Raw genomic sequence first — 18,918 nt, 5'->3', positions numbered from 1 at the left:
GATGGGTCGGCAATCGCAGCCCGTGCAGCCTGTTGTGGGATCGCCCGAGACGTCTCGACCGTCTCCGCCGCGATCAGGACCGTCCTCGCGCTGCGCGGCATGAGGCATGAGACACGTCGAGGATTTCGTTCATCACCGAGTGGACCGGGGCGCCGTTCAGCAGGTTGTCGAGTTCCTCGACGCCGTGTCGTCGTTGTGGCGGGGTGAGGAAGAGGTACTGCTCGATGCGTTCGTTGAACGTCCGGCGGTACGTCGCGTACAGCTCGCGATCCTCCCGGACACGACCGGCCAGCTCGGCCAGGGCGGCCGTCCCGGCGAAGTCGTCCTCCGGCAGCGGGTGACACGGCACCACGTCGGCGAACCGGCTCCCGGCACGACCGAACAACGTGCCGCCGAGCGCGCGCATGGTGAAGACGTGGGCGTAGTGCTGCTCGTGGATGGCCAGGGGCAGCCGTCCCAGGGCGATCGCTTCGTGGAGCGCCGTGAGCCCGGGGGCCAGCAGGTAGTGCTCCGTGTTCGCCGCTGCCTGCAGCAGTTCTCGCTGGCGCAACAGGCGGCAGTCGGCCCGGCCGCCCGCGGTCCGGACAGTCCGCTCCCGGCCGTCGCCGAAGGGGCCGCCGCAGACGAGGACGCGTCGGAACCGGGGCCAGTCTTGCAGCAGATCGGGGATCCACCGGTGCAGCAGGCGGACGTAGTCGTTGTGGACGTCGAAGTCGAGGTGGAAATTCTTGAATCCGCCGATGTTGATGAGCAGGTCGTACGGCGGATCGGCGGTGCGCGCGACGTTCCGCAGGCCCTCGACGTCGATGATGGGGCCGGTCACGTGGACCTCGGGCCCCTCTCCGCAGGCGGCGAACCAGGCGGCGCGTTCGGTGACGCCGGGGAAGTTCTGCACGACGCTGTGCGTGGCGAGCAGGTGCGCGGCGATGACTCGTTCGTGAGGTGACAGACCTGACAGGTGCCGGTCGGCGGCCTCGTAGCCGGAGCGGGGCAGCGCCCTGCACGCGTCGCGAAGGATGGCCGGTGGCCGGGTGGGCTTCCAGAAACTGAACAGGCTGTCCACCATCGTGACGGGCCGCGATGCCACGACGGACCGGAAGACCAACTCGGCGTCCATGACCGAGATCACGTGGTCGCAGCCCCGCAGCAGGTCGTCGATCGCTGCGGACCTGGCGTCCCCCGACAGCGCGCCGACGTCGTGGACGGTGTCGAACGCGTCGGGGTTGCGCCTGGCGAAGACGGCGGCGACTCCGTCCCCGACGAACACCCGCTCGTGCTCGTGGAGCGGACGGGACACCGCGACGAGTTCGGACACCGGACCGAAGCCGCAGTTCTGCGCCCCCATCACGATGCGCACGTCACTGCCTTCCGCCGACGGCTCCCGGCTGCGTTCCCGCAGGCTCGTTCGCGTGGGTGAGCACCTCGACGAGCCGTTCGGCGAAATCGGCGGGGTACCTGGCGTAGCCGACATGCCCGCCGGGGAACAGTTCCACGGCACGGCCGAGCCGGCCGGCGAGGACGAGCGTCGGGCGGTGCACGAGGTCCTCGCGTGAGGCATGGCCGCCCGCCCACACCACTTTGTCGGCCACTGCCTCCAGCCCAGTGAGGTCGGGTACGAAGCGCGTGAACGGCCGGATGAAGTGGGTCAGGAAGAAGTCGGTGTTGTTGTGCACTTCGGGGAGCGCCGGGGCGGGCCTCCCGCCGTGGAGGGCTTGCAGTTTGGCGAGGGCCGGCGCCATTCCCTCACGGAGGTACGTCGCGCGGACGTCGTCCACGAGCGCCAAGTGCCGCTCGGCATCGGGGAGGATGCTCAGGACGGGCGGCTCGTGGACGACGACCAGTCGGACCCTGCCCGGGTGACGGACGGCGAGTTCGAGCGCGATGAGCCCGCCCGAGCAACTCCCGAAGACGTCCACGGGCTCACGCGAACCGGCGAGGTGGTCGATCAGGCGGTGGGCGTCGTCGGCGTGTTCCTCGACGCTCTGCTCCACCGGGGGACCGCCGAGCACGCTGCGTGAGTTCCCGCGTGGATCGTAGGTGACGACGCGGTGGCTCCCGGCCAGGACGGCGGCCAGGCGCTTGTACACCGCCGCGTCGGAGTTCCCTCCCCCGATGAGCAGCAGGAAAGGCCCCTCGCCCCGCGCTTCGTAATAGATCGACGCGCCCGGTACCGCGAGCGTCCCGCTGTTCGCCGGATCCATTGCGCCTCCAGGGACGAAACCGGTGTGATGACAGAGCGTCGCACAATCGGCTCGAACCGTGCAGGGCGCACGGGAGTGGGACTGCCGACTGCACGCGTCCGTCGCGGTCGCATGTGCCTCCCACTGCTCCCACGCGCCGGTCTCACGGCCAGACGTACGGGGCATACCGGTCACGTCGGCCAGTTCACGCAACGCGTCCTCAGGCAAGGAGTCCCGGGTGACGGGCATCGAAGAAGTGCGGAAGATCCTTCGTGATCTGGGAGTCGGGGAAGAGCTGCTGCGCGAGGACGCGCTGTTGCGCGCGCACATCGGCCTCGATTCCGTCGACCTCACGCAGATTCAGGTGGACCTGGCCGAGCGCTTCGACGCCCGCGTCGACCTGTGGGCGGAGCACGACCTCACCGTGCGGCAGCTCGGCGAGATCGTCGGCGACCGCCGGCCGGGCGTGGGCGCCTGCGTGGAGTACCGGGACCGCGGCTGGTGGCGCCCCGAGTTCCTGGACGACACCGTGCTGAGCACCCGCGTCCACGCAGGCCACCGCGCGGCACTGGTCGACGCCGACCACACTCTCACCAGAGCCGAACTCGGCACGGCGGTGTCCGGCTGCGCCGCCCGCCTCGCGCACCACGGGATCCGGCCCGGCGACACCGTACTCGTGCAACTCCCCAATCAGGCCCGCACCGTCGTTCTCACGCTCGCGCTGATCAGGCTCGGCGCGCGCCCGGCACTCGCCCTTCCCGCCCTGCGCGAGCACGAACTCGACGTGGTGATCACCGCGTTGGCGCCGTCCGCACTGGCCGTGCCGGGACGGCACCGGCGCTTCGACCACCTGCGGTTCGCCGAGAAGCTCCGCGAACGGCACCCATCGGTCCGCACCCTGCTCGTCCCGGGCGCCGGCGACCGGGCCGACGGCCACGAGGACATCGACGGTCCGATCGACGCCGGCGCCCCGGCTCCCGCCCGTCCGGACCGGCGGCCCTCCGACACGGCCCTCTTCCTGCTGTCGAGCGGCACCACGGGCGCCCCCAAACCCATCGCCCGAACCCACGAGGCGCTGGGCCATGTGATCCGCTGCGCGTCGGCGGCCTCGGGGATGACACCCGAGTCCGTGTTCCTCGCCGTCCTGCCCGTCACGCATGCCTTCGCCCTGTCCGCTCCGGGGGTGCTCGGCACGCTCTCCTGCGGCGGGAAGGCGGTCCTCGCCTCCCCGGACGATGCGTCCGCCACCATGGCACTGATCGAACGCGAACGCGTCACGCACTGCGCGCTCACCCCCGCGCTCGCCCGGCAGTGGCTCGTCGCACGCGCCGCCTCCGGCGGACCGGACCTGTCGAGTCTGCAAGTCCTCCAGGTCGGTGGGGCGCGCCTGGACGAGTCCACCGCCGCCCGGCTGGCCGACGCCTTCGGCTGCCGGATTCAGCAGGTGTACGGCATGAGCGAAGGGCGACTGCACTTCACCCGGCTCGACGATCCCCCCGAGATCGCGTTCACCACGCAGGGACGCCCTTCCTCGCCCGGAGACGAAAGCCTGGTGGTGGACGGCGAGGGCCGGCCGGTCGCCGACGGTGAGGTCGGCGAACTCCTGGTCAGGGGGCCGGGTGTCATCACGGAGTACCACGGTGGCGTGGCAGCCGCGTCGTTCACCCCTGATGGTTTCTACCGCACCGGCGACCTCGTGCGCCGCCTAGAGTCCGGGAACCTCGTGGTCACCGGACGCCTCAAAGACGTGATCAACCGCGGAGGAGAGAAGATCCCGGCGGACGAGCTGGAGGCGTTGGTGCTGACGCACCCCGGTGTGCGAGCCGCCGCGGCCGTCGCCATGCCCCACCGTGTGCTGGGAGAGGTCGTCTGCCTGTACGTCGTGGGCCTCGACGGGCAAGCGCCTTCCCTGCGTGAGCTCCGCGGGTATCTGACCGGCAGAGGACTGGCCGGGTTCAAGCTGCCCGAGCGGCTCGTCCGGGTGCCGGAACTGCCCATGACCGCGCTCGGCAAGACGGACAAGGCACGGCTGCGCGCTGACATCCTGGCCCGGCTGGAGACCGAGGGCTCTCGATGATCTCTTCAGCCGTCTTTTCGGGGCTGGACCGGCGGTGGGCGCAGCGACGCGCGCGGCAGGCGTGCAGGGGCGGTCCTGCCGTCCGAGCGGGCCTGCGTCGCGGGCCTGTCGCCAGTCCATGGCAGCGCGGCCACGTGGGGCGCCGTTCAGGTCTACGGCGCCCGTGAGAAGCCGCTAAGCAGGCGGCGCGGGATCATGCCGCTGATTCGGGCGGGCGCCTCAGCGCCGGGCGCCCGCGGACCCGCGGGCAGAGGACGGGCGAGTCGGCCACCGTCGGCCGTCTGCGCTCCCCGGGAGGGGGTACTCGGGCCCTGAGCGGCCGACGAGAAGCTGCGACGTGGCACGCCGGCCAAGACGGCGCAGCCGCGAGACCGGTGCCCCGCCCGCGTGGTCCGTTTGCGAGGGGGAGCAGTGTGATCGACATCAGCGCACGGTCGCTGGTGCGACTGATGCAGGCCAGCCATACGGCCACGCTCGAGCAGCTCCCGGAGCTGATCGCCGAGCACGCCGCCGCGGCGGGCATGCACGACGCGGCCGTCTTCGTCGTGGACATCCGCGAGACGGTGCTGCGCCGGCTCACCGGCCGAGGGCCTGCCGCCTGGAGCGGCGGGCAGGAGTTCAGCGTATCGGGCAGTCTGCCCGGCCAGGCATACCAGCGCGTCGAACTGCTTCCCGAGCCGGAACGGCCCACGGGAGGCCGCCGTCCGGGCGGGCGTCGCTGGTGGGTGGCCGTCACCGACGGCGTCGAGCGCCTGGGCGTGCTGCGGGCCGACACCGATACCGACACCGAACCCGTCCGGCAGGCCCTGCGCGACCTGGCGTCGATGACGGCCCTTCTGCTGCTCAGCAAGCGTTCCTTCAGCGATTCCTACGCGCGTCTGGTGCGCACCGAGCCGATGAACGTGGCGGCCGAGATGCAGTGGAATCTCACCCCTCCGCCCGCTTACGCCGGACACGACGTCACCGTGGGCGCGGTGATGGAACCCGCCTACCAGATCGGCGGAGACGCCTTCGACTACGCAGTGGCCGGCAGCACGCTCCATATGGGCGTCTTCGATGCCATGGGCCACGACACCACCGCCGGCATCACCGCGAACGTCGCCGTCTCCGCCTGCCGCAACGCCCGCCGTCAGGGCGCCTCGCTGACCGAGACCAGCGAGCTGGTGGAGCAGACCCTGATCGAGCAGTTCAGCACCAGCCGGTACGTCACCGCGATCCTGGCCGACCTCGACATGGCGACCGGGCGGCTGACCTGGATCAACCGCGGCCACCATCTGCCGATCCTGATCCGCGGCAACCGCTGGACCACCGAGCTGGCCTGCCCTCCGGCCGGCCCCATGGGCACCGACCTGGGCCTGCCGGTCACCATGGCCGCCGTGCAGCTCGAGCCCGGCGACCGCCTGCTGCTCTACACCGACGGGATCGTCGAGGCCCGCGACGCCCTGGGCACCGAGTTCGGCCGGAAGCGATTCGTCGACTTCATCCTGCGTCACCACTCAGGCGGGCACATTCTGCACGAGACCCTGCGCCGGCTGATGTCCGCCCTGCTGGAGCACCACGGCGGCGGGCTCGACGACGACGCCACCGTCCTGCTCACCGAGTGGCGCTGCGGCCATCAGCAGGAGCTGACTCCGTGAACTCCGGCCCGCACGGAAGGAACCGTGATGAGCCCCGACCAGCCCGCCTGCCCCGACCGGCAGGACGACCTGCGAGTGGACGTCCGCCCTCTGGGCGCCGACGGCCGTCACCTCGTCACGGCCGTCGGCGCCCTCGACCTGCACACCGCCCAGCACCTCGCCGACGCCGCACAGCCACTCCTGCTGACCGGCGGCCACACCGTGCTCCTGGACCTGTCCGGTGTCATGTTCATGGACTCCACCGGGCTCACCTGTCTGATCGCGGCCTACCGCACGGCCAGGAGCACCGGCGCCCGCCTGGTGCTCATCGCACCCAGCGAACGCGTACGCACCATGCTGGCGCTGACCGGCGCAGACCAGGTCCTGCACAGTTGTCCCACCGTCGAATCCGTCCCCGACTGAGCGTCCCGCCCGGGCGGAGACAAGTCCGGGTGCGGGCTGCGGCACAGTACTCTCGCGTACACGGCCTCGGCCTCCCCCTCCGACCCCGCTGTCGGACGGGGCCCGCGCGTCGGCGTCGCGTCGTCCTCCGTGCGCCCGGGTCACGCGGTGTGCCGACTGCCGATCCGGTTCCCCCGCGCGGCCGGTCAGCCGCCCGTCCGGCCCGAGGGCGCCTGCGGTGACTGCCGACGTGTCGGTGCCTGTCCGTCACTGCCGCTGGAGAGGCGGCGAAGTCCGCCGGCGTTCCGCTCGTGCCGTCAGCGTTTCCCGACCGCCTTTTTGACCTGCTTCCGCTGCGCCGGGCCCTCGTGCCGATCGGTCTTCTTCGCCTGGTCGGGCAGTCCGCGAGGGGACTTGGTGGCCGATCCCCCCTGGGGTGCCCCCACGAACGTGTCCGTGTCGCCTGCTCCGGAGCGTGTTGTCGCGGTTGCGGAGTCGTCCGCGGTGCCGTCGGCAGCGGACCGGTCGTTCGCACCTCGGGAAGCGGGGACGCCGCCTTGCCCGGGTACGTCGTCGGTGCGCGTGCGGACGGAGGCGCTGCCGTCCGAAGGCGGCGTCGCCGCAGGCGTCGTGGCCGCGTCGTTCTGCCCTCTGCCGGACGGCTCGGGCTTCGCCACGGGGGCGCTCGTGGCCTTGGTCGCGCTTCGGTCGTCGTCCGATGGCGCCGAGTCGTCGGTGACGGCGAAGGCGGTCGCCATGACTGCGGCGAGCGCGACGGTCGCGCCCGCCACGAGGGTGCGCCCACGCGCGGGCGCGGTGCGTGGAGCGGTCCTCTTCCGGTCGGGCAGCGGATTCACATGCGTGCGGTCGGCCGCTTGCGAGGGTTCGTGGCCGGCGACGAGGCTGGTGGCGTGCGCTGCCGGCACGGTCTCGACGGGTGCGGTGTCGGCCAACGCTTCCAGCGTGCGGGCGCAGTCCCGGGCTGTTGGGCGGTCCTGCCCGTCCAGGGCCGTCATGTCCCGCAATAGGCAGGCCAGTTGTTCCGGCAGGCCATGGGGCAGGGCAGGTGGTCGGTGCAGTCGTGCGATCGCGGCCTCGAGAGGACCGCCGTCGTACTCGAGCCTGCCCGTGAGGCATTCGAGGAGTACCAGGCCGAGGGCGTAGACGTCCGCGGGCCGGCCGACGGGCCGGCCGAGGACCTGTTCGGGGGAAAGGTAGGCGGCGGTGCCGATGAGCGTGCCGGTGGCGGTGCGGGTGGTGGCGTCCAGCAGTCGAGAGATGCCGAAGTCGGTCAGGTAGGGGCGGTGGGAAGCGTCCAGGAGGATGTTGGACGGTTTGACGTCCCGGTGGACGATGTCCGCATCGTGTGCGTGAGCCAGGGCGTGGGCCAGGTCGGCGCCGAGCTCGGCGGTTTCCGCGGGAGACAGCGGGCCCTCGGCGATGCGTTTCCTCAGTGTGATGCCTTCGACCAGTTGCATGACCAGGAAGACATGTCCGTCGTGCTGTCCGGCGTCGTAGGCGGCGACCAGGCCGGGGTGGTGCAACCGGGCGAGGATCACCGCTTCGTTGTGCACGTCCCCCTCATTGCCGATGCCGGTGTCGGGCCGGAAGACCTTGACCGCCACGGGTCGCCTCAGTCTCAGGTCGAAACCCCGGTAGACATCCGCGGCGCCGCCCGAGCCGAGGAGAGCGTCCAGACGGTACCGACCGCTCAGCACCTCGGCGGAACACCGGGAGGCCATGGCCCGAGCCGCCTCACGAAGCCTCATTCCCTCTCCCACTGTTGTATCGAGGTGCGTGTGCTCATCGCGAGCGTGATCGAAGCGCCCGCCGGAAGCCAGGTACCCGGGAAGGGACCGAACACCCCGGTCGAGGCGGAAGTCGTCAGGGCGTGAACGGGGTGGCGATCGAGAGTGCGGATGCCGTCGCCCCCCTGTTCAACGCCGGCAGATCGGCCGGCGTGAACGATCTGGTCGCCAACGCGCTCGGCAGTCCGACCGGCCGGGCTCCGGTGCCTGCCGGCCTCCGGTGCGGGCCGGGCTGCGTGCGCAGGCGCGGGGCGGTGCGGTGCGCAACAGCGCCCTGCCCGGTTCGGCCGTCTCCGGGCGCCATGACGGACCCCTCACCCCGTCCCGTGCCCCGATCGCTGACCGGTGGAGCCCGCGGGCCGGGTCGTCAGTGCGGTATCGGCAGGGCAGGAAGCCGCTGGTACGCGGACCGGCCCCGGTTGAGCACGGAGATCGCAGCGGCGGTCATCCAGGGCACGCTCGGACCGGCCAGCCGCATCGGCTCCCACTGCGCGTATTCGGTGAACAGCGCCCACTGTTCGAGCACGGGAAGGAAACCGACGACCTCGTGGTGCCGCAGCGACACCCAGCGATTCTCGGCCGCCACGTGCAGCAGCATGCGACGGTCGGTGAGGATCGCGCGGCAGGGGGAGAGGTCGCGCCACTGCGGCTGAGCCATCGCCTGGGCCCGGTTGCGGGCGCTGCTGTTGGCGACCGCGTCGCCGACCAGTCCGGCGGCGACGAACAGAGGGGATCCGAAGTAGAAACCCGAGCGCTCGGTGTAGGTGACGTTCGTGCCGTAGAAGCGCGCGTAGTGCGCCGACACGTCGCCGTACGCGATCTCACCCGCTTCCAGCAGGACGCCCGGCGTGGGCACCGGGACCAGTTCTCCTCCGTTGCTCAGGTGCCGGTGCAGGGAACAGACGGCCTCCCAGCCCTGCTGGTACAGGGCACGCAGATGATCGTCGGCTGAACTGTGATGCGGCAACGCCTCTCGCCCCCCATGCGCGACGCGGAACCGGTGGAATTCCGCAGCCCCTCATCATGCCAAACGAGGACGGAGGCTCGTCGGCCTTGCCGGGGGGCGTATCGCTGCGGTCGGCGACTGGTGCCGGTCGGTGCCCGTCACGTACTGAGGTAGAGACGGACGGTCGTGCCGTCGTCGCCGGTGTGTACGCGCACCAGATCGGCCACGTAGTGGACCAGCATCAGGCCACGGCCGCCGAGCTGGCCGGGTTCCGGAGGGCGGCGCCCGGCCAGGGGATCGGTCAGCCGGCCCGCGTCTCGGACCTCGATGACCACCTGACCGTGCTCCGCCCAGACGGCCAGCGTGCCCCGGCCGCCGCCGTGCACCACGCTGTTGGTCGTCAGCTCCGCGACCGCCAGTTCCGCGTCCATGAGCCGCTCCCCCGCCAGCCCCAGCCGCGTGGCGCTGCCGACGGCGAAACCGCGGACCTCCGGCAAGTCCGCAGCTTCGTAGCGGAAGACCGCGGCATCCGCGGCGGCGGGCGGCAGTGCCTGGTTGTAGCGGGAGACGACGGCTTCCCAGTCGTAGACGTCGCTGGGCTCCTCACGGCCCTCGCCGTCGATGACGGTGGGGTGGGTGATGCGCGCGTCCGCGATCACCTGCGGATCCAGCCGCGTCTCGTCGTACGGACACAGGATCGTCACCGCGCGGTCTTCGAAGGCGGCGTTGATCAGCGCCTCGTGCTGCGCACACGCCGGGTACTCCACGGCGCTGCGCCCGGCCCAGATCGGCTCACCGATGATCCGTACCCGCCCCCCTCGATGGGCGTCGGCGAAGCCGCGCAGCACCTTGGGGATGATCCGTCCCGGGTTGCGGCCGACCTCGGTCATGTCCAGGAACACGATGCCGTCGGCGTCCGCGCCGAGTCCGCTCCGGATCAGTTCCAGATTGGGGCCGGGCACCGCGACGGCCATCGGCTCGCCGTTCGCCAGACCTTCCTCCAGGAAGGCGACCGTCCGCTGCGTGTACTCGTCCGCGGTGCGGTAGAAGAGGGCGGGGTGCACGAACGTGTTCGAGGCGTCCAGCGTGCTCATCGCGGCGCCACCTCGATCCGGTTCTGTCCCGGCCAGAACATGTCCAGCAGGCGTGGCAACTGGGGCGGGGGATGTTCGACCACGACCCGTCCGTCGGGCAGGTTCATGGCAGTGAGCGCCAGCGCGGTCACCCCGGCCACGTCGACGAAGGCCACGTCCGACAGCTCCACGTAGGACACGCCCGCATGCCGCCGGGCCAGCTCGCCAAGGGCGTGCTCCCAGGACGGGCGCGTGAGCGCACTGATCTCACCATGGGCACGTATCCCTGAACGACCGGACAACGGCCTCACCTCCAACGCGGCCCTCCCGGGCATTGCCGACCCGGTCTCACCCACCGCATGTGGCCCGTCCACGCTCGGTCTCCTTCACCATCCGGCGGCCGCCGACTGCCGGCCGCCCTCGGCGCAGCACGGGAAGTCCTTCCCGACCTGTCAGCCTATCGCGGCCCGCCGCTCGCCCCGACCCGCCCCGCGGCCAGGGACGCTCACGGGACTCCCTCCGCGCTTCGCGGATTTGCACTGGACGGCTCTGTGCCCCAGCGGCGGTCAACGGAGCGATCAGGCGACCACCACGGCGAGCGGTGGCACGGCCACCGCCAGGGGGCACGGGCAGCCTGCCCGCACTGCGGTGCGGGCAGGCTGCCCGTCGGGCGGCGACCCGCCGCGGCGTGGCACCGTTCCGTCCCGGTCAGACCTGGTCGATCGTCCGTGCACATGCCGTTCCGAGGGCGGTCGTGGCCGCCGTCCGCCCGCCACGCCGGAGGCGGCGACATCGTCGATGCCGCCGCCGTCCTGCCCGCCGAGCGGTCCGCCACGGCTCTGCTGCTTGCGCGCGAGCCGAGTCGGGACGGCGCGCAAGTCGTCGATCAGGCCGCCGGTCGTGCGGCGCGCGCCACGACGAGAAGGAACAGTCCGCAGCCTGCGACGAGAAGCCATCCGGGCTGCGCCGCGGCGGCGAGGGTGGCGGGACCGGCGCCCGCGACCAGTCCTCCGGCGACGGCGATGCCGACCGCCGCGCCGACCTGGCGCGCGGTGGAGGTGATCGCACCTGCCACACCGGCCCGTGACGGCGGCAGGCCGCCGACCGCGGTGTTGGTGAGGGGGGCGTTGGCGAAGCCGAACCCGACGCCGATCAGCAGGTGGGCAAGGAGGATCAGCGACACGCTCGCGTCCTGGCCCGGGCCGGCCAGGCACAGACCGCCGGCCGTGGTGAACCCGCCCGCGAGGATCAGCGGACGCCGCGGACCGTGGCGTCCTGTCAGGGCGCCGGACCAGGGCGCGCACAGGATGGCCCCGAGCGCCATGGGGAGGGTCGCAGCACCGCTTTCGAGCGGCGTCCAGCCGCGGGAGTGCTGGAGGTAGAGGGTGTTGAGCAGCAGGCTCACGTTCAGCGCGACGAACACCGCCATGGCGCCGAGCACCGCCGTCGCGAACGGCGGCCGGCGAAAGAGCGCGAGGTCCATCAAGGGTTCGCTCCTGCGCAGTTCGATTCGGACGAATGCGGCCGCCGCCGCCGTGGTCAGGGCGTAGCCCGTGACGGCCGCGGGCGAGGCCCAGCCGATGCGGGGGCCCTCGATGAGAAGGCCGACGACCAGGCCGAGGACCACGGTGAGGAGCACCTGCCCGGGCAGATCGAGTCGTCGAGCACGCTCTGCCCGCGACTCCGGCACGAACACCGCGACCAGCACGAGGACGGCAAGGACGAGCGGCACGTTGATCCAGAACACCGCACGCCATCCGAACGCGGCGATCAGCGCCCCGCCGGTGACCGGGCCCACCGCCATGCTGAGACCGAAGACCGACGCCCACACGCCGATCGCCCGGGCGCGTTCCCGTGGATCGGGCATCGCGTTCACCACGATCGCCAGGGCGACGGGGCTCAGCATCGAGGCCCCGACCCCCTGGACGGCCCGGGCCGCGACCAGCAGGCCGAGCGACGGGGCGAGGGCGCACGCGAGCGAGGCCAGGCCGAAGACGAGCAGTCCGCACCGGAAGACACGGCGGCGTCCGAAGCGGTCGGCGAGGGCTCCGGAGACGATGAGGAGGGCGGCCAGGACCACGGTGTAGGCGTCGACGACCCACTCCAGACCGCGGGTGTCCACGTCGAGGCTCCGCCCCATTTCGGGCAGGGCCACGTTGACGATGGTGGTGTCCACCCCCACCAGGAACATGCTCAGCGCGCAGACGGCCAGCACCGTCCAGCGCCGGCGCCTGCCCGGCGGAGAGGACGGGGCAGTCAAGGATGTCGTGGTCACGGGAGGTTCCCCTTCGGTACGGGATCTGCTGCCGCCCAGACTCGGGCCGAGGCAGACACCGTGACCAGGAACTTTGCGGAGACCGCAAAATGCTTCCATGGAAGGCGAACTCGAAGAACTCCTCAACGGCATCGGGCCCCGGCTGCGGACCCTGCGCCGCGACCGCGGGCTCACCCTGGACAGCCTCGCGGAGGACACCGGCATCTCCATCAGCACCTTGTCGCGCCTGGAGTCGGGGCGACGGCGCCCGACGCTCGACCTGCTCATCCCGCTCGCCCGCGCCCACCGTGTCGCCCTGGACCAGCTGGTGGCGGCTCCGGCCACCGGTGATCCACGGGTCCATCTGAAGCCGCAGAGCCGGGGACGCGGGAGCGTCCTGGTGCCCCTGACCCAGTACCCGGGCCGGATCCAGGTCTTCAAGCAGGTGCTCAAGTACCGGGAACCCAGACTGGTGACCCACTCCGGCTACGAATGGCTCTACGTGCTCGCCGGCGAACTGCGCCTCATCCTCGGGGAACGCGAAGTCGTCCTCCGCCCCGGCGAGGTCGCCGAGTTCGACACCGGCGAACCGCACTGGTTCGGCCCCGCCGGCGCCGAAGCAGTGGAGATCCTGCACCTGTTCGGCCCTCACGGCGACCAGGCCGTCGTCCGCACCGGACCGACGGCGAAGGACTGACGGACACCGCGCGTCGCAACACGGGAAGCGGGCCGACTCCGCGACCGCCGTACCGACCACAACTGGCCCCGCACTGCCTTGCGCGGCGACCTCACCACCACCGAAGCGCCGTCGTGGGCAACGTCTTCTCCTTCATGTCAGGCCACCGTGCGAACACCCGGGCCCACGGTCGAGGACGGCGGGGATGCCTGCGTGGGTTCAGACCGCAGTCGGTGACCGCCGTCGGCCGGGGACGCACCAGGACGCGAGGAGGCCGGGCTCCGTCCGGTGGTGCCGGACGGAGCCCGGGGTGCGGTGCGTCACGCGCGGGTCCACTTCTGGTTGGCCTGGCCGTTGCAGGTCCACAGGATCAGTGGGGTTCCGTTGGCGGTGTTGGCGCCGTTGGCATCGAGGCAGAGCCCGGCGTGGACGTTGCGGACCGATCCGTCGGCGCCGATGGTCCACTTCTGGTTGTTCTGGCCGTTGCATGGCCAGGTGATGACACGGGTGCCGTTCGCGGTGCCCTGGTTGTCGGCGTCCAGGCACTTGTCGCCGTAGACGCGGATCTCGCCGCCGGCCCATGTGGTCCACAGCTGGTTGGCGGCCGTGTGGCAGTCCCAGATCAGCACGGTGGCGCCCGCGGCGGTGGAGGCGTCGTCCACGTCCACGCAGCGGCCGGACGCGCTGCCCCGCAGGCGTGACGTGGTGACGGTCAGCGGGCTGCCGCCACTCACCCGGAACACGGTGACGCCGTGCGCGGGGACGCTCGCGGAGATCTGCCCTGACGTGCCCGACGTGGCGCCGGTCCACAGATCGGTGAGGGTGAAGGGCCCGCCCGACAGGCCGACCTGGGCGGCCGTCGTGGTGACCGTCGCCGTCGCGGCGCCGCGGTTGAACAGGCCCACCGCGACGGAACCGTCCGACAGCGGCTTGGCGAACACCTCGGTGGCGCCGTCGTCGCGCACCCTGCGCCCGCCCGCGCCCAGCGGATCCTGGTTCACCGCCAGCAGACGCGGGTTGCGCAGGATCGCGCTGACGTCGGCGGACATGGTGCGGATGTCGTTGCCGGCCATGAGCGGGGCGCCCAGCAGCGCCCAGAGGGAGAAGTGGGAGCGGGACTCGGTCAGCGACAGCCCGGGACGGCCGACGACCAGCATGTCGGGGTCGTTCCAGTGTCCCGGGCCCGACTGCGCGGCCAGCGGCGCGGTGACGTCCAGGACGTTGCCGACGCCCATCGGGTAGCTGTTGGTGTTGCCGTTCTGCCAGATGTCGAGCAGGTCCTCGGTCGTGCGCCACAGGTCGGCGACCTCGCCCCAGTTGTACGTGGCGCCGGTGGGGGCGTGCAGGCTGTTGGGGTTGATGCTGTAGACGATGGGTCGGCCGGTGGCGCGCAGGGCGTCGCGCATGAGGGTGAACCGCGCGACCTGCTCGTCGCGGGTGCCGCTCGGGGAGCACCAGTCGTACTTGAGGTAGTCGACGCCCCACGACGCGAAGGTCGCGGCGTCCTGGGCTTCGTGGCCCCTGCTGCCCGTGGCTCCCGGGTAGGTTCCCACGGCCTGCGCGCAGGTGCGCTCGCCGGGCGCCTGGTAGATGCCGAACTTGAGGCCCTTGCCGTGGATGTAGTCCCCGAGCGCCTTCATCCCGCTCGGGAACTTGGCCGGGTCGGCCCGGAGGTTGCCCTGGGCGTCACGCTGCGGGTGGAACCAGCAGTCGTCGACCACGACGTACTGGTAGCCGGCGTCCCGCATGCCCGAGGACACCATCGCGTCGGCAGCCTGGCGGACCTGGGCCTCGGTGATCCCGCACCCGAAGCTGTTCCAGCTGTTCCACCCCAGGGGCGGGGTGAGCGCCGGACTGCCCGGCGCGGCCGCGGCGCCGGACTGGGCCGAGGCCGCCACGGACGCGGTCACGGTCAGCGCGGCGGCCGCGAGGAGGCGGAGCAGTCGTCCGCCGGATCGTATGGGCACCAGGGGCTCCTTCGGCACGGAATCAGGAGAAGGGAGTGGTTCGAAATTTCGTGCACCATTCGGAATCTCAGAGCGCGCTCCACGGATCCTAAAGAGGTGCCCGGACATGTCAACACCGCCCGGAGGGGCGACCTCGCCAGCCCGTCGGCCGATGCCGGCGCGCATCCGCTCGACCGTTTCGAGGGCCGGCGACAGCCGGGCGCCCGACTTGGGCGGAGCCGGATGGCCGTCGACCCCTACGACCGAAGCCGAACGGCTGCCGCAAGGCCGGTCCCGGCGGTGTGCATCCGTCCGGCCGTTCTGGCCGGACGGATGCACACCGCACCGCCTGCCGCGCCCCCTTCAGAGCGCCGTCTCCTCCGTGGCGGAGGTGCCGGCCTCTCGGGTGGCCGTCCAGGAGGCGAGCAGGCACAGCCCTTCGTCGGAAGGCGAGCCGGGATCGGCGGTGCAGATGCCGAGGTCGAGACCGGGCTCGGCCGCCATATCCAGACCCTCGTAGGCGAGGGTCAGCTCACCGGCCATCGCGGGGCCGGCACAGCCCTCGACCCCCGGTCATCACCGGCGCCACTCTCCTGCGCCTGGCCACCGGCGAGCCGGTTCAGTCCGCAGCGCGGACCTTCCCCCCGGCCGGGAACATGCCCGACCCCTGCGGCGCGCCCCGCTCCTCCCCCTGCACCTCCGCGCGGGCCTGGCGCAGCTTCAGCGCCGCCTCGTACACCCGCGCCCCCCGGTCCGCCGCCGTGTCCAACTGCATCAGCACCGCCGGCACCGCGATGCTCGCCATCAAATGCCGCTGCAGATCCGACACCCGCTCCGGCAGGTCCGCATGACCCGCCATGATCTGCGACAGAACCTGGACCCCCGTGAACGCCCCCACGAACAACCGCGCCGCCGCTTCCACATCGACATGCGGCAGCAACTCACCCCGCGCCTTCGCACGCCGCAGCACATCCACGTTGTGCTCGATCCACCCACTCATCGGCACCCGGCGGTCCAACCCGTCGTTCGGCGCGCCCTGATCCACCGTCAGACGGATACTCCCCCGCACCACCGGGTCCCCCACCGACAACAGGTGCGCAATCAAAAACGCCTCGTCGAGCCCTTCCTGCAAGACCAGTTCCTGCGGCGGCGGCGCCGGAATCGCCGCAAGCTGCCCCGCCAGCACCGCCTGCGCCAACTCCTCCTTCGACGCAAAATGGAAATACAACGCACCCTTCGTCACATCGGCCCGGTGCAAAATCTCCGAAATCGTCGCCGCCTCATACCCCACCTCAGCAAACACCGCGGCAGCAGCTACAAGGATCGCCCTCCTCGTTCTGATGGCCCGTTCCTGCAGTGCCACGGCCCACACCTCCACGCTTGCCCCGGAACGCCCTGAAAAATAAACCGACAGGTCCGAATCCTGTCATCCCACCCTCCAACGATCAACCACCCCCACCCCACCCCACCGAGCCGCCCTCACGCACAGGCCCACGACCGCCCCGAATCCCGTCGAGCAGATGGTCGTTGTGCGCACGGGCGGCCGAGGCGGTGGTTCGGGTGGCCACCCGGCACGGCGGTGACGCGCTCGGCGTCGAGCCCGTGTCCGCCGGCCCGCCCCGGCCGACCGCCACCTCGCGGTCCGACGGGCGGACACCGGAGGGAAGGCAGGATTCCGCTCGCGAACCGCTCGGAAACTCCTCGAGAATCAGGCCGACCGCCAATACGGACCTGCTTTTAATGGGCTTGATAAGAAAACCGGTACGTCCGTATCTTCTGGCCGGTCTTTGCACATCCACTGGATCTGCGACAACGGGGAGAGGGTTCATGACCCTTCTGACGACCCAGCACGGCACGCATCCCTCATCCGACGGGCCGCCCCCGGGGCCACAGCCCGGCGCCGCCACGACCGCCCCGGCGGACACAGCCGCCACCGCGTACAAGACGAGCAGCGCCGGGCCCGCAGGCGCAGCGGACTCGGCCGTGCGGGCGAGCACGGCGGACAGAGCCACGGCAGCAGGCCGGACACGGACGCCCGGCCGGACCGACACGCACACCGCGGGCACGGCCGACAGCACGGGTGCCACCCGCCCGGCCGGCCCCGCCCGCCCCTCGCCGGCCCCCGCCCGTGCGGAGGACTGGCGGGAAGGCGACCCACTGCCGGGCCCCGACCTGAGCATCGCCGGTGAACTCACCCGCGTCCTCTTCGGCGACGACGCCGAACGCGAACGCCTGCACACCCCCTGGCAGAACCTCATCGCCGAGGAAGCGTTCCGGCACGACCCCCGCCTCACCCCCGCCGAGCACACCGCCCACGCCTACCAGCGGCTCCGCCTGATCAACGACACCCTCGACGACCCCGAAGACCTCGCCCGCGACCCCGCCCTGCTCGCCTCACTCCACGAATGGACCGCCATCCTCAACGGCGGCGGCGCCCTGTGCACCGTCGCCTCCATCCACTACAACCTCTTCCTCGGCAGCCTCCTCGATCACGACCACGCCCACCGCGACCTCTCCGACTACACCACCCTGCGCCGCATCGGCACGTTCCTGTGCACCGAGGCCGACCACGGCAACGATGCCGCCCACCTGGAAACCACCGCCCGCCTCGACCGCCGCACCGGCGACTTCGTCCTCCACACCCCCCACCCCGGCGCACAGAAGTTCATGCCCAACACCAGCCTCGCAGGGGGTCCCAAAACCGCCGTCGTCGCGGCCCGTCTCCACATCGACGACCACGACCACGGCATCTACCTCTTCCTCACGCCCCTCAGCGACGAGAACGGCTACCTCCCCGGCATCCATGTCACCCCTCTCCCCCTACGCCCCGACGCCCCCGTCGACCACTGCCTCACCCGCTTCGACCATGTGCGTCTCCCCCACGACGCCCTCCTCCAGGCGGACCACGGCCGCCTCACCGAGCAGCACTTGCTGACCAGCACCCTCGGCAACCGCCGTAAGCGCTTCCTCACCTCCATCCAGCGCGTCACCACCGGCAAGCTCTGCATGAGCGCCGCCGCCACCGGCGCCACCCGCGCCGCCCTCGCCGTCGCCGTCCGCCACGGCCAAACCCGCCACACCACCGGCGTCAAAGGCCGGCCCACACCCCTCAACGCCCACCGCGCCCACCACGCGCCCCTCATCACCGCCACCGCCACGGCGTACGCGATGACCCTCCTCCACCGCCACGCCCTCGCCCAATGGCAAGCCCACACCCCTGACACCCGCGACCACGCCGAACACCTCGTCGCCCTCACCAAGGGCTTCACCACCTGGAACGCCCGCACCATCGCCCTCGAATGCCGCGAACGCTGCGGCGCCCACGCCCTTCTCCCCGACCACCCCCTCGCCCACTTCACCGCCTACATCGAGGGCACCATCACCGCCGAAGGCGACAACCAGCTCATCTACACGAAAGCCGCCGCCCAACTCCTCACCCACCACGCCCCCACGCTCCCGCCCCCCACCGACCCCGCCGCCCTCGACCTCACCAACCCCCATCACCTCCGCGACCTCCTCCACCACCTCACCGCCATCTGGCACCGGCGCGCCCACACCGCCCTCCGGACCACCCCCCACCACCGCAACCCCACCGCCCGCTGGAACGCCACCACCACGGCCGCCCTCACCCTCACCCACCTCACGGCCTCCCTCCGCGCCGCGGACGCCCTCCTCGCCGGCCTCCACCGCACGGCGCACGCCCCCACCCGCACGCTCCTCAGCCGCCTGACCGCCCTCTATCTCCTCACGCAACTCACACCGCACACCGGCGATCTCCTCGCCGACCAGCACCTCGCCCCCCACCACGTCCACCGGCTCCCCCACACCACCGACACCCTCACCCACCATCTGGCGCCTCACCTGGCCACGCTCACTCATGCCTACGACCACCCCCAGCGCTACCTGGAGCAAACCCCCGTCAACCACACGTGAGGCGCGA

15 protein-coding genes are annotated in these 18,918 nt (G+C 71.5%); 5 read left to right on the top strand and 10 right to left on the bottom strand.

Translation table 11 applies throughout. The features are described from left to right. Window positions 1–73: 73 nt before the first annotated feature. Together ABZY13_RS10160 and ABZY13_RS10155 are read right to left on the bottom strand one after the other, a co-directional pair. Entirely contained in the window at window positions 74–1,357 is a 1,284-nt protein-coding gene (locus ABZY13_RS10160) for a hypothetical protein (RefSeq protein WP_356628752.1), read from the bottom strand. A 1-nt stretch (window position 1,358) separates the two neighbouring features. Continuing rightward, entirely contained in the window at window positions 1,359–2,201 is an 843-nt protein-coding gene (locus ABZY13_RS10155; RefSeq protein ID WP_356628750.1) for an alpha/beta hydrolase, read from the bottom strand. Window positions 2,202–2,418: 217 nt separating this feature from the next. Here ABZY13_RS10155 and ABZY13_RS10150 point away from each other — a divergent pair, with 217 nt between their 5' ends. The 3 genes from ABZY13_RS10150 (at window position 2,419) to ABZY13_RS10140 (ending at window position 6,296) form a co-directional block, all read left to right on the top strand. After that, on the top strand, window positions 2,419–4,257 hold the full coding sequence (locus ABZY13_RS10150; RefSeq protein WP_356628748.1) for an AMP-binding protein: 1,839 nt from the start codon (window positions 2,419–2,421) through the stop codon (window positions 4,255–4,257). A 413-nt stretch (window positions 4,258–4,670) separates the two neighbouring features. Further along, window positions 4,671–5,894 carry a PP2C family protein-serine/threonine phosphatase gene (locus ABZY13_RS10145; protein WP_356628746.1) on the top strand — a complete coding sequence of 408 codons (1,224 nt, stop codon included), beginning with the start codon at window positions 4,671–4,673 and terminating at the stop codon, window positions 5,892–5,894. A gap of 27 nt (window positions 5,895–5,921) precedes the next feature. Next, a complete protein-coding gene (locus ABZY13_RS10140; protein WP_356628744.1) occupies window positions 5,922–6,296 on the top strand; it encodes an STAS domain-containing protein in 375 nt (124 codons plus the stop codon). 296 nt (window positions 6,297–6,592) lie between these two features. Here the strand turns inward: ABZY13_RS10140 and ABZY13_RS10135 are convergent, their stop codons facing one another. The 5 genes from ABZY13_RS10135 to ABZY13_RS10115 form a co-directional block, all read right to left on the bottom strand. Next, complete coding sequence (locus tag ABZY13_RS10135; protein WP_356628742.1) at window positions 6,593–8,017, bottom strand: serine/threonine-protein kinase; 1,425 nt, start codon at window positions 8,015–8,017, stop codon at window positions 6,593–6,595. 433 nt (window positions 8,018–8,450) lie between these two features. Continuing rightward, window positions 8,451–9,050, bottom strand: a complete 600-nt coding sequence (locus tag ABZY13_RS10130) for a hypothetical protein (RefSeq protein WP_356628740.1) — start codon at window positions 9,048–9,050, stop codon at window positions 8,451–8,453. Between the two features lie 137 nt (window positions 9,051–9,187). After that, complete coding sequence (locus tag ABZY13_RS10125; RefSeq protein ID WP_356628738.1) at window positions 9,188–10,123, bottom strand: anti-sigma factor RsbA family regulatory protein; 936 nt, start codon at window positions 10,121–10,123, stop codon at window positions 9,188–9,190. Further along, entirely contained in the window at window positions 10,120–10,437 is a 318-nt protein-coding gene (locus ABZY13_RS10120) for an STAS domain-containing protein (RefSeq protein ID WP_356628838.1), read from the bottom strand. The genes ABZY13_RS10125 and ABZY13_RS10120 overlap by 4 nt, the downstream gene beginning before the upstream one ends. Before the next feature lie 551 nt (window positions 10,438–10,988). Then, a complete protein-coding gene (locus ABZY13_RS10115) occupies window positions 10,989–12,377 on the bottom strand; it encodes an MFS transporter (protein WP_356628736.1) in 1,389 nt (462 codons plus the stop codon). A 97-nt stretch (window positions 12,378–12,474) separates the two neighbouring features. Between ABZY13_RS10115 and ABZY13_RS10110 the strand changes: the two genes are divergently transcribed. Then, complete coding sequence (locus ABZY13_RS10110; protein WP_356628734.1) at window positions 12,475–13,053, top strand: helix-turn-helix domain-containing protein; 579 nt, start codon at window positions 12,475–12,477, stop codon at window positions 13,051–13,053. 299 nt (window positions 13,054–13,352) lie between these two features. On the opposite strand, the gene ABZY13_RS10105 is transcribed toward ABZY13_RS10110, so the two are convergent. The 3 genes from ABZY13_RS10105 to ABZY13_RS10095 all read right to left on the bottom strand — a co-directional run bounded on the left by ABZY13_RS10105 (window position 13,353) and on the right by ABZY13_RS10095 (window position 16,341). After that, the gene (locus ABZY13_RS10105) at window positions 13,353–14,999 is read right to left on the bottom strand and encodes an RICIN domain-containing protein (protein ID WP_356628732.1); all 1,647 of its coding nucleotides are present in this window, start codon (window positions 14,997–14,999) and stop codon (window positions 13,353–13,355) included. 342 nt (window positions 15,000–15,341) lie between these two features. Next, the gene (locus ABZY13_RS10100; RefSeq protein ID WP_356628730.1) at window positions 15,342–15,521 is read right to left on the bottom strand and encodes a hypothetical protein; all 180 of its coding nucleotides are present in this window, start codon (window positions 15,519–15,521) and stop codon (window positions 15,342–15,344) included. A gap of 76 nt (window positions 15,522–15,597) precedes the next feature. After that, on the bottom strand, window positions 15,598–16,341 hold the full coding sequence (locus ABZY13_RS10095; protein WP_356628728.1) for a ScbR family autoregulator-binding transcription factor: 744 nt from the start codon (window positions 16,339–16,341) through the stop codon (window positions 15,598–15,600). A 464-nt stretch (window positions 16,342–16,805) separates the two neighbouring features. Between ABZY13_RS10095 and ABZY13_RS10090 the strand changes: the two genes are divergently transcribed. Further along, entirely contained in the window at window positions 16,806–18,911 is a 2,106-nt protein-coding gene (locus ABZY13_RS10090; RefSeq protein ID WP_356628726.1) for an acyl-CoA dehydrogenase, read from the top strand. Window positions 18,912–18,918: the final 7 nt, after the last annotated feature.

The sequence above is a fragment of the Streptomyces sp. NPDC006610 genome (genome assembly GCF_040611575.1).
GTDB lineage: Bacteria > Actinomycetota > Actinomycetes > Streptomycetales > Streptomycetaceae > Streptomyces.
This window is presented reverse-complemented; position numbering and strand designations above follow the sequence as displayed.

Bases quoted from the DNA above. Each gene is read 5' to 3' on its own strand.
- ABZY13_RS10110 (WP_356628734.1), top strand. From the start codon at position 12,475: ATGGAAGGCGAACTCGAAGAACTCCTCAACGGCATCGGGCCCCGGCTG.
- ABZY13_RS10140 (WP_356628744.1), top strand. From the start codon at position 5,922: ATGAGCCCCGACCAGCCCGCCTGCCCCGACCGGCAGGACGACCTGCGA.
- ABZY13_RS10155 (WP_356628750.1), bottom strand. From the start codon at position 2,201: ATGGATCCGGCGAACAGCGGGACGCTCGCGGTACCGGGCGCGTCGATC.
- ABZY13_RS10100 (WP_356628730.1), bottom strand. From the start codon at position 15,521: ATGGCCGGTGAGCTGACCCTCGCCTACGAGGGTCTGGATATGGCGGCC.
- ABZY13_RS10090 (WP_356628726.1), top strand. From the start codon at position 16,806: ATGACCCTTCTGACGACCCAGCACGGCACGCATCCCTCATCCGACGGG.
- ABZY13_RS10125 (WP_356628738.1), bottom strand. From the start codon at position 10,123: ATGAGCACGCTGGACGCCTCGAACACGTTCGTGCACCCCGCCCTCTTC.
- ABZY13_RS10120 (WP_356628838.1), bottom strand. From the start codon at position 10,437: ATGCCCGGGAGGGCCGCGTTGGAGGTGAGGCCGTTGTCCGGTCGTTCA.
- ABZY13_RS10135 (WP_356628742.1), bottom strand. From the start codon at position 8,017: ATGGCCTCCCGGTGTTCCGCCGAGGTGCTGAGCGGTCGGTACCGTCTG.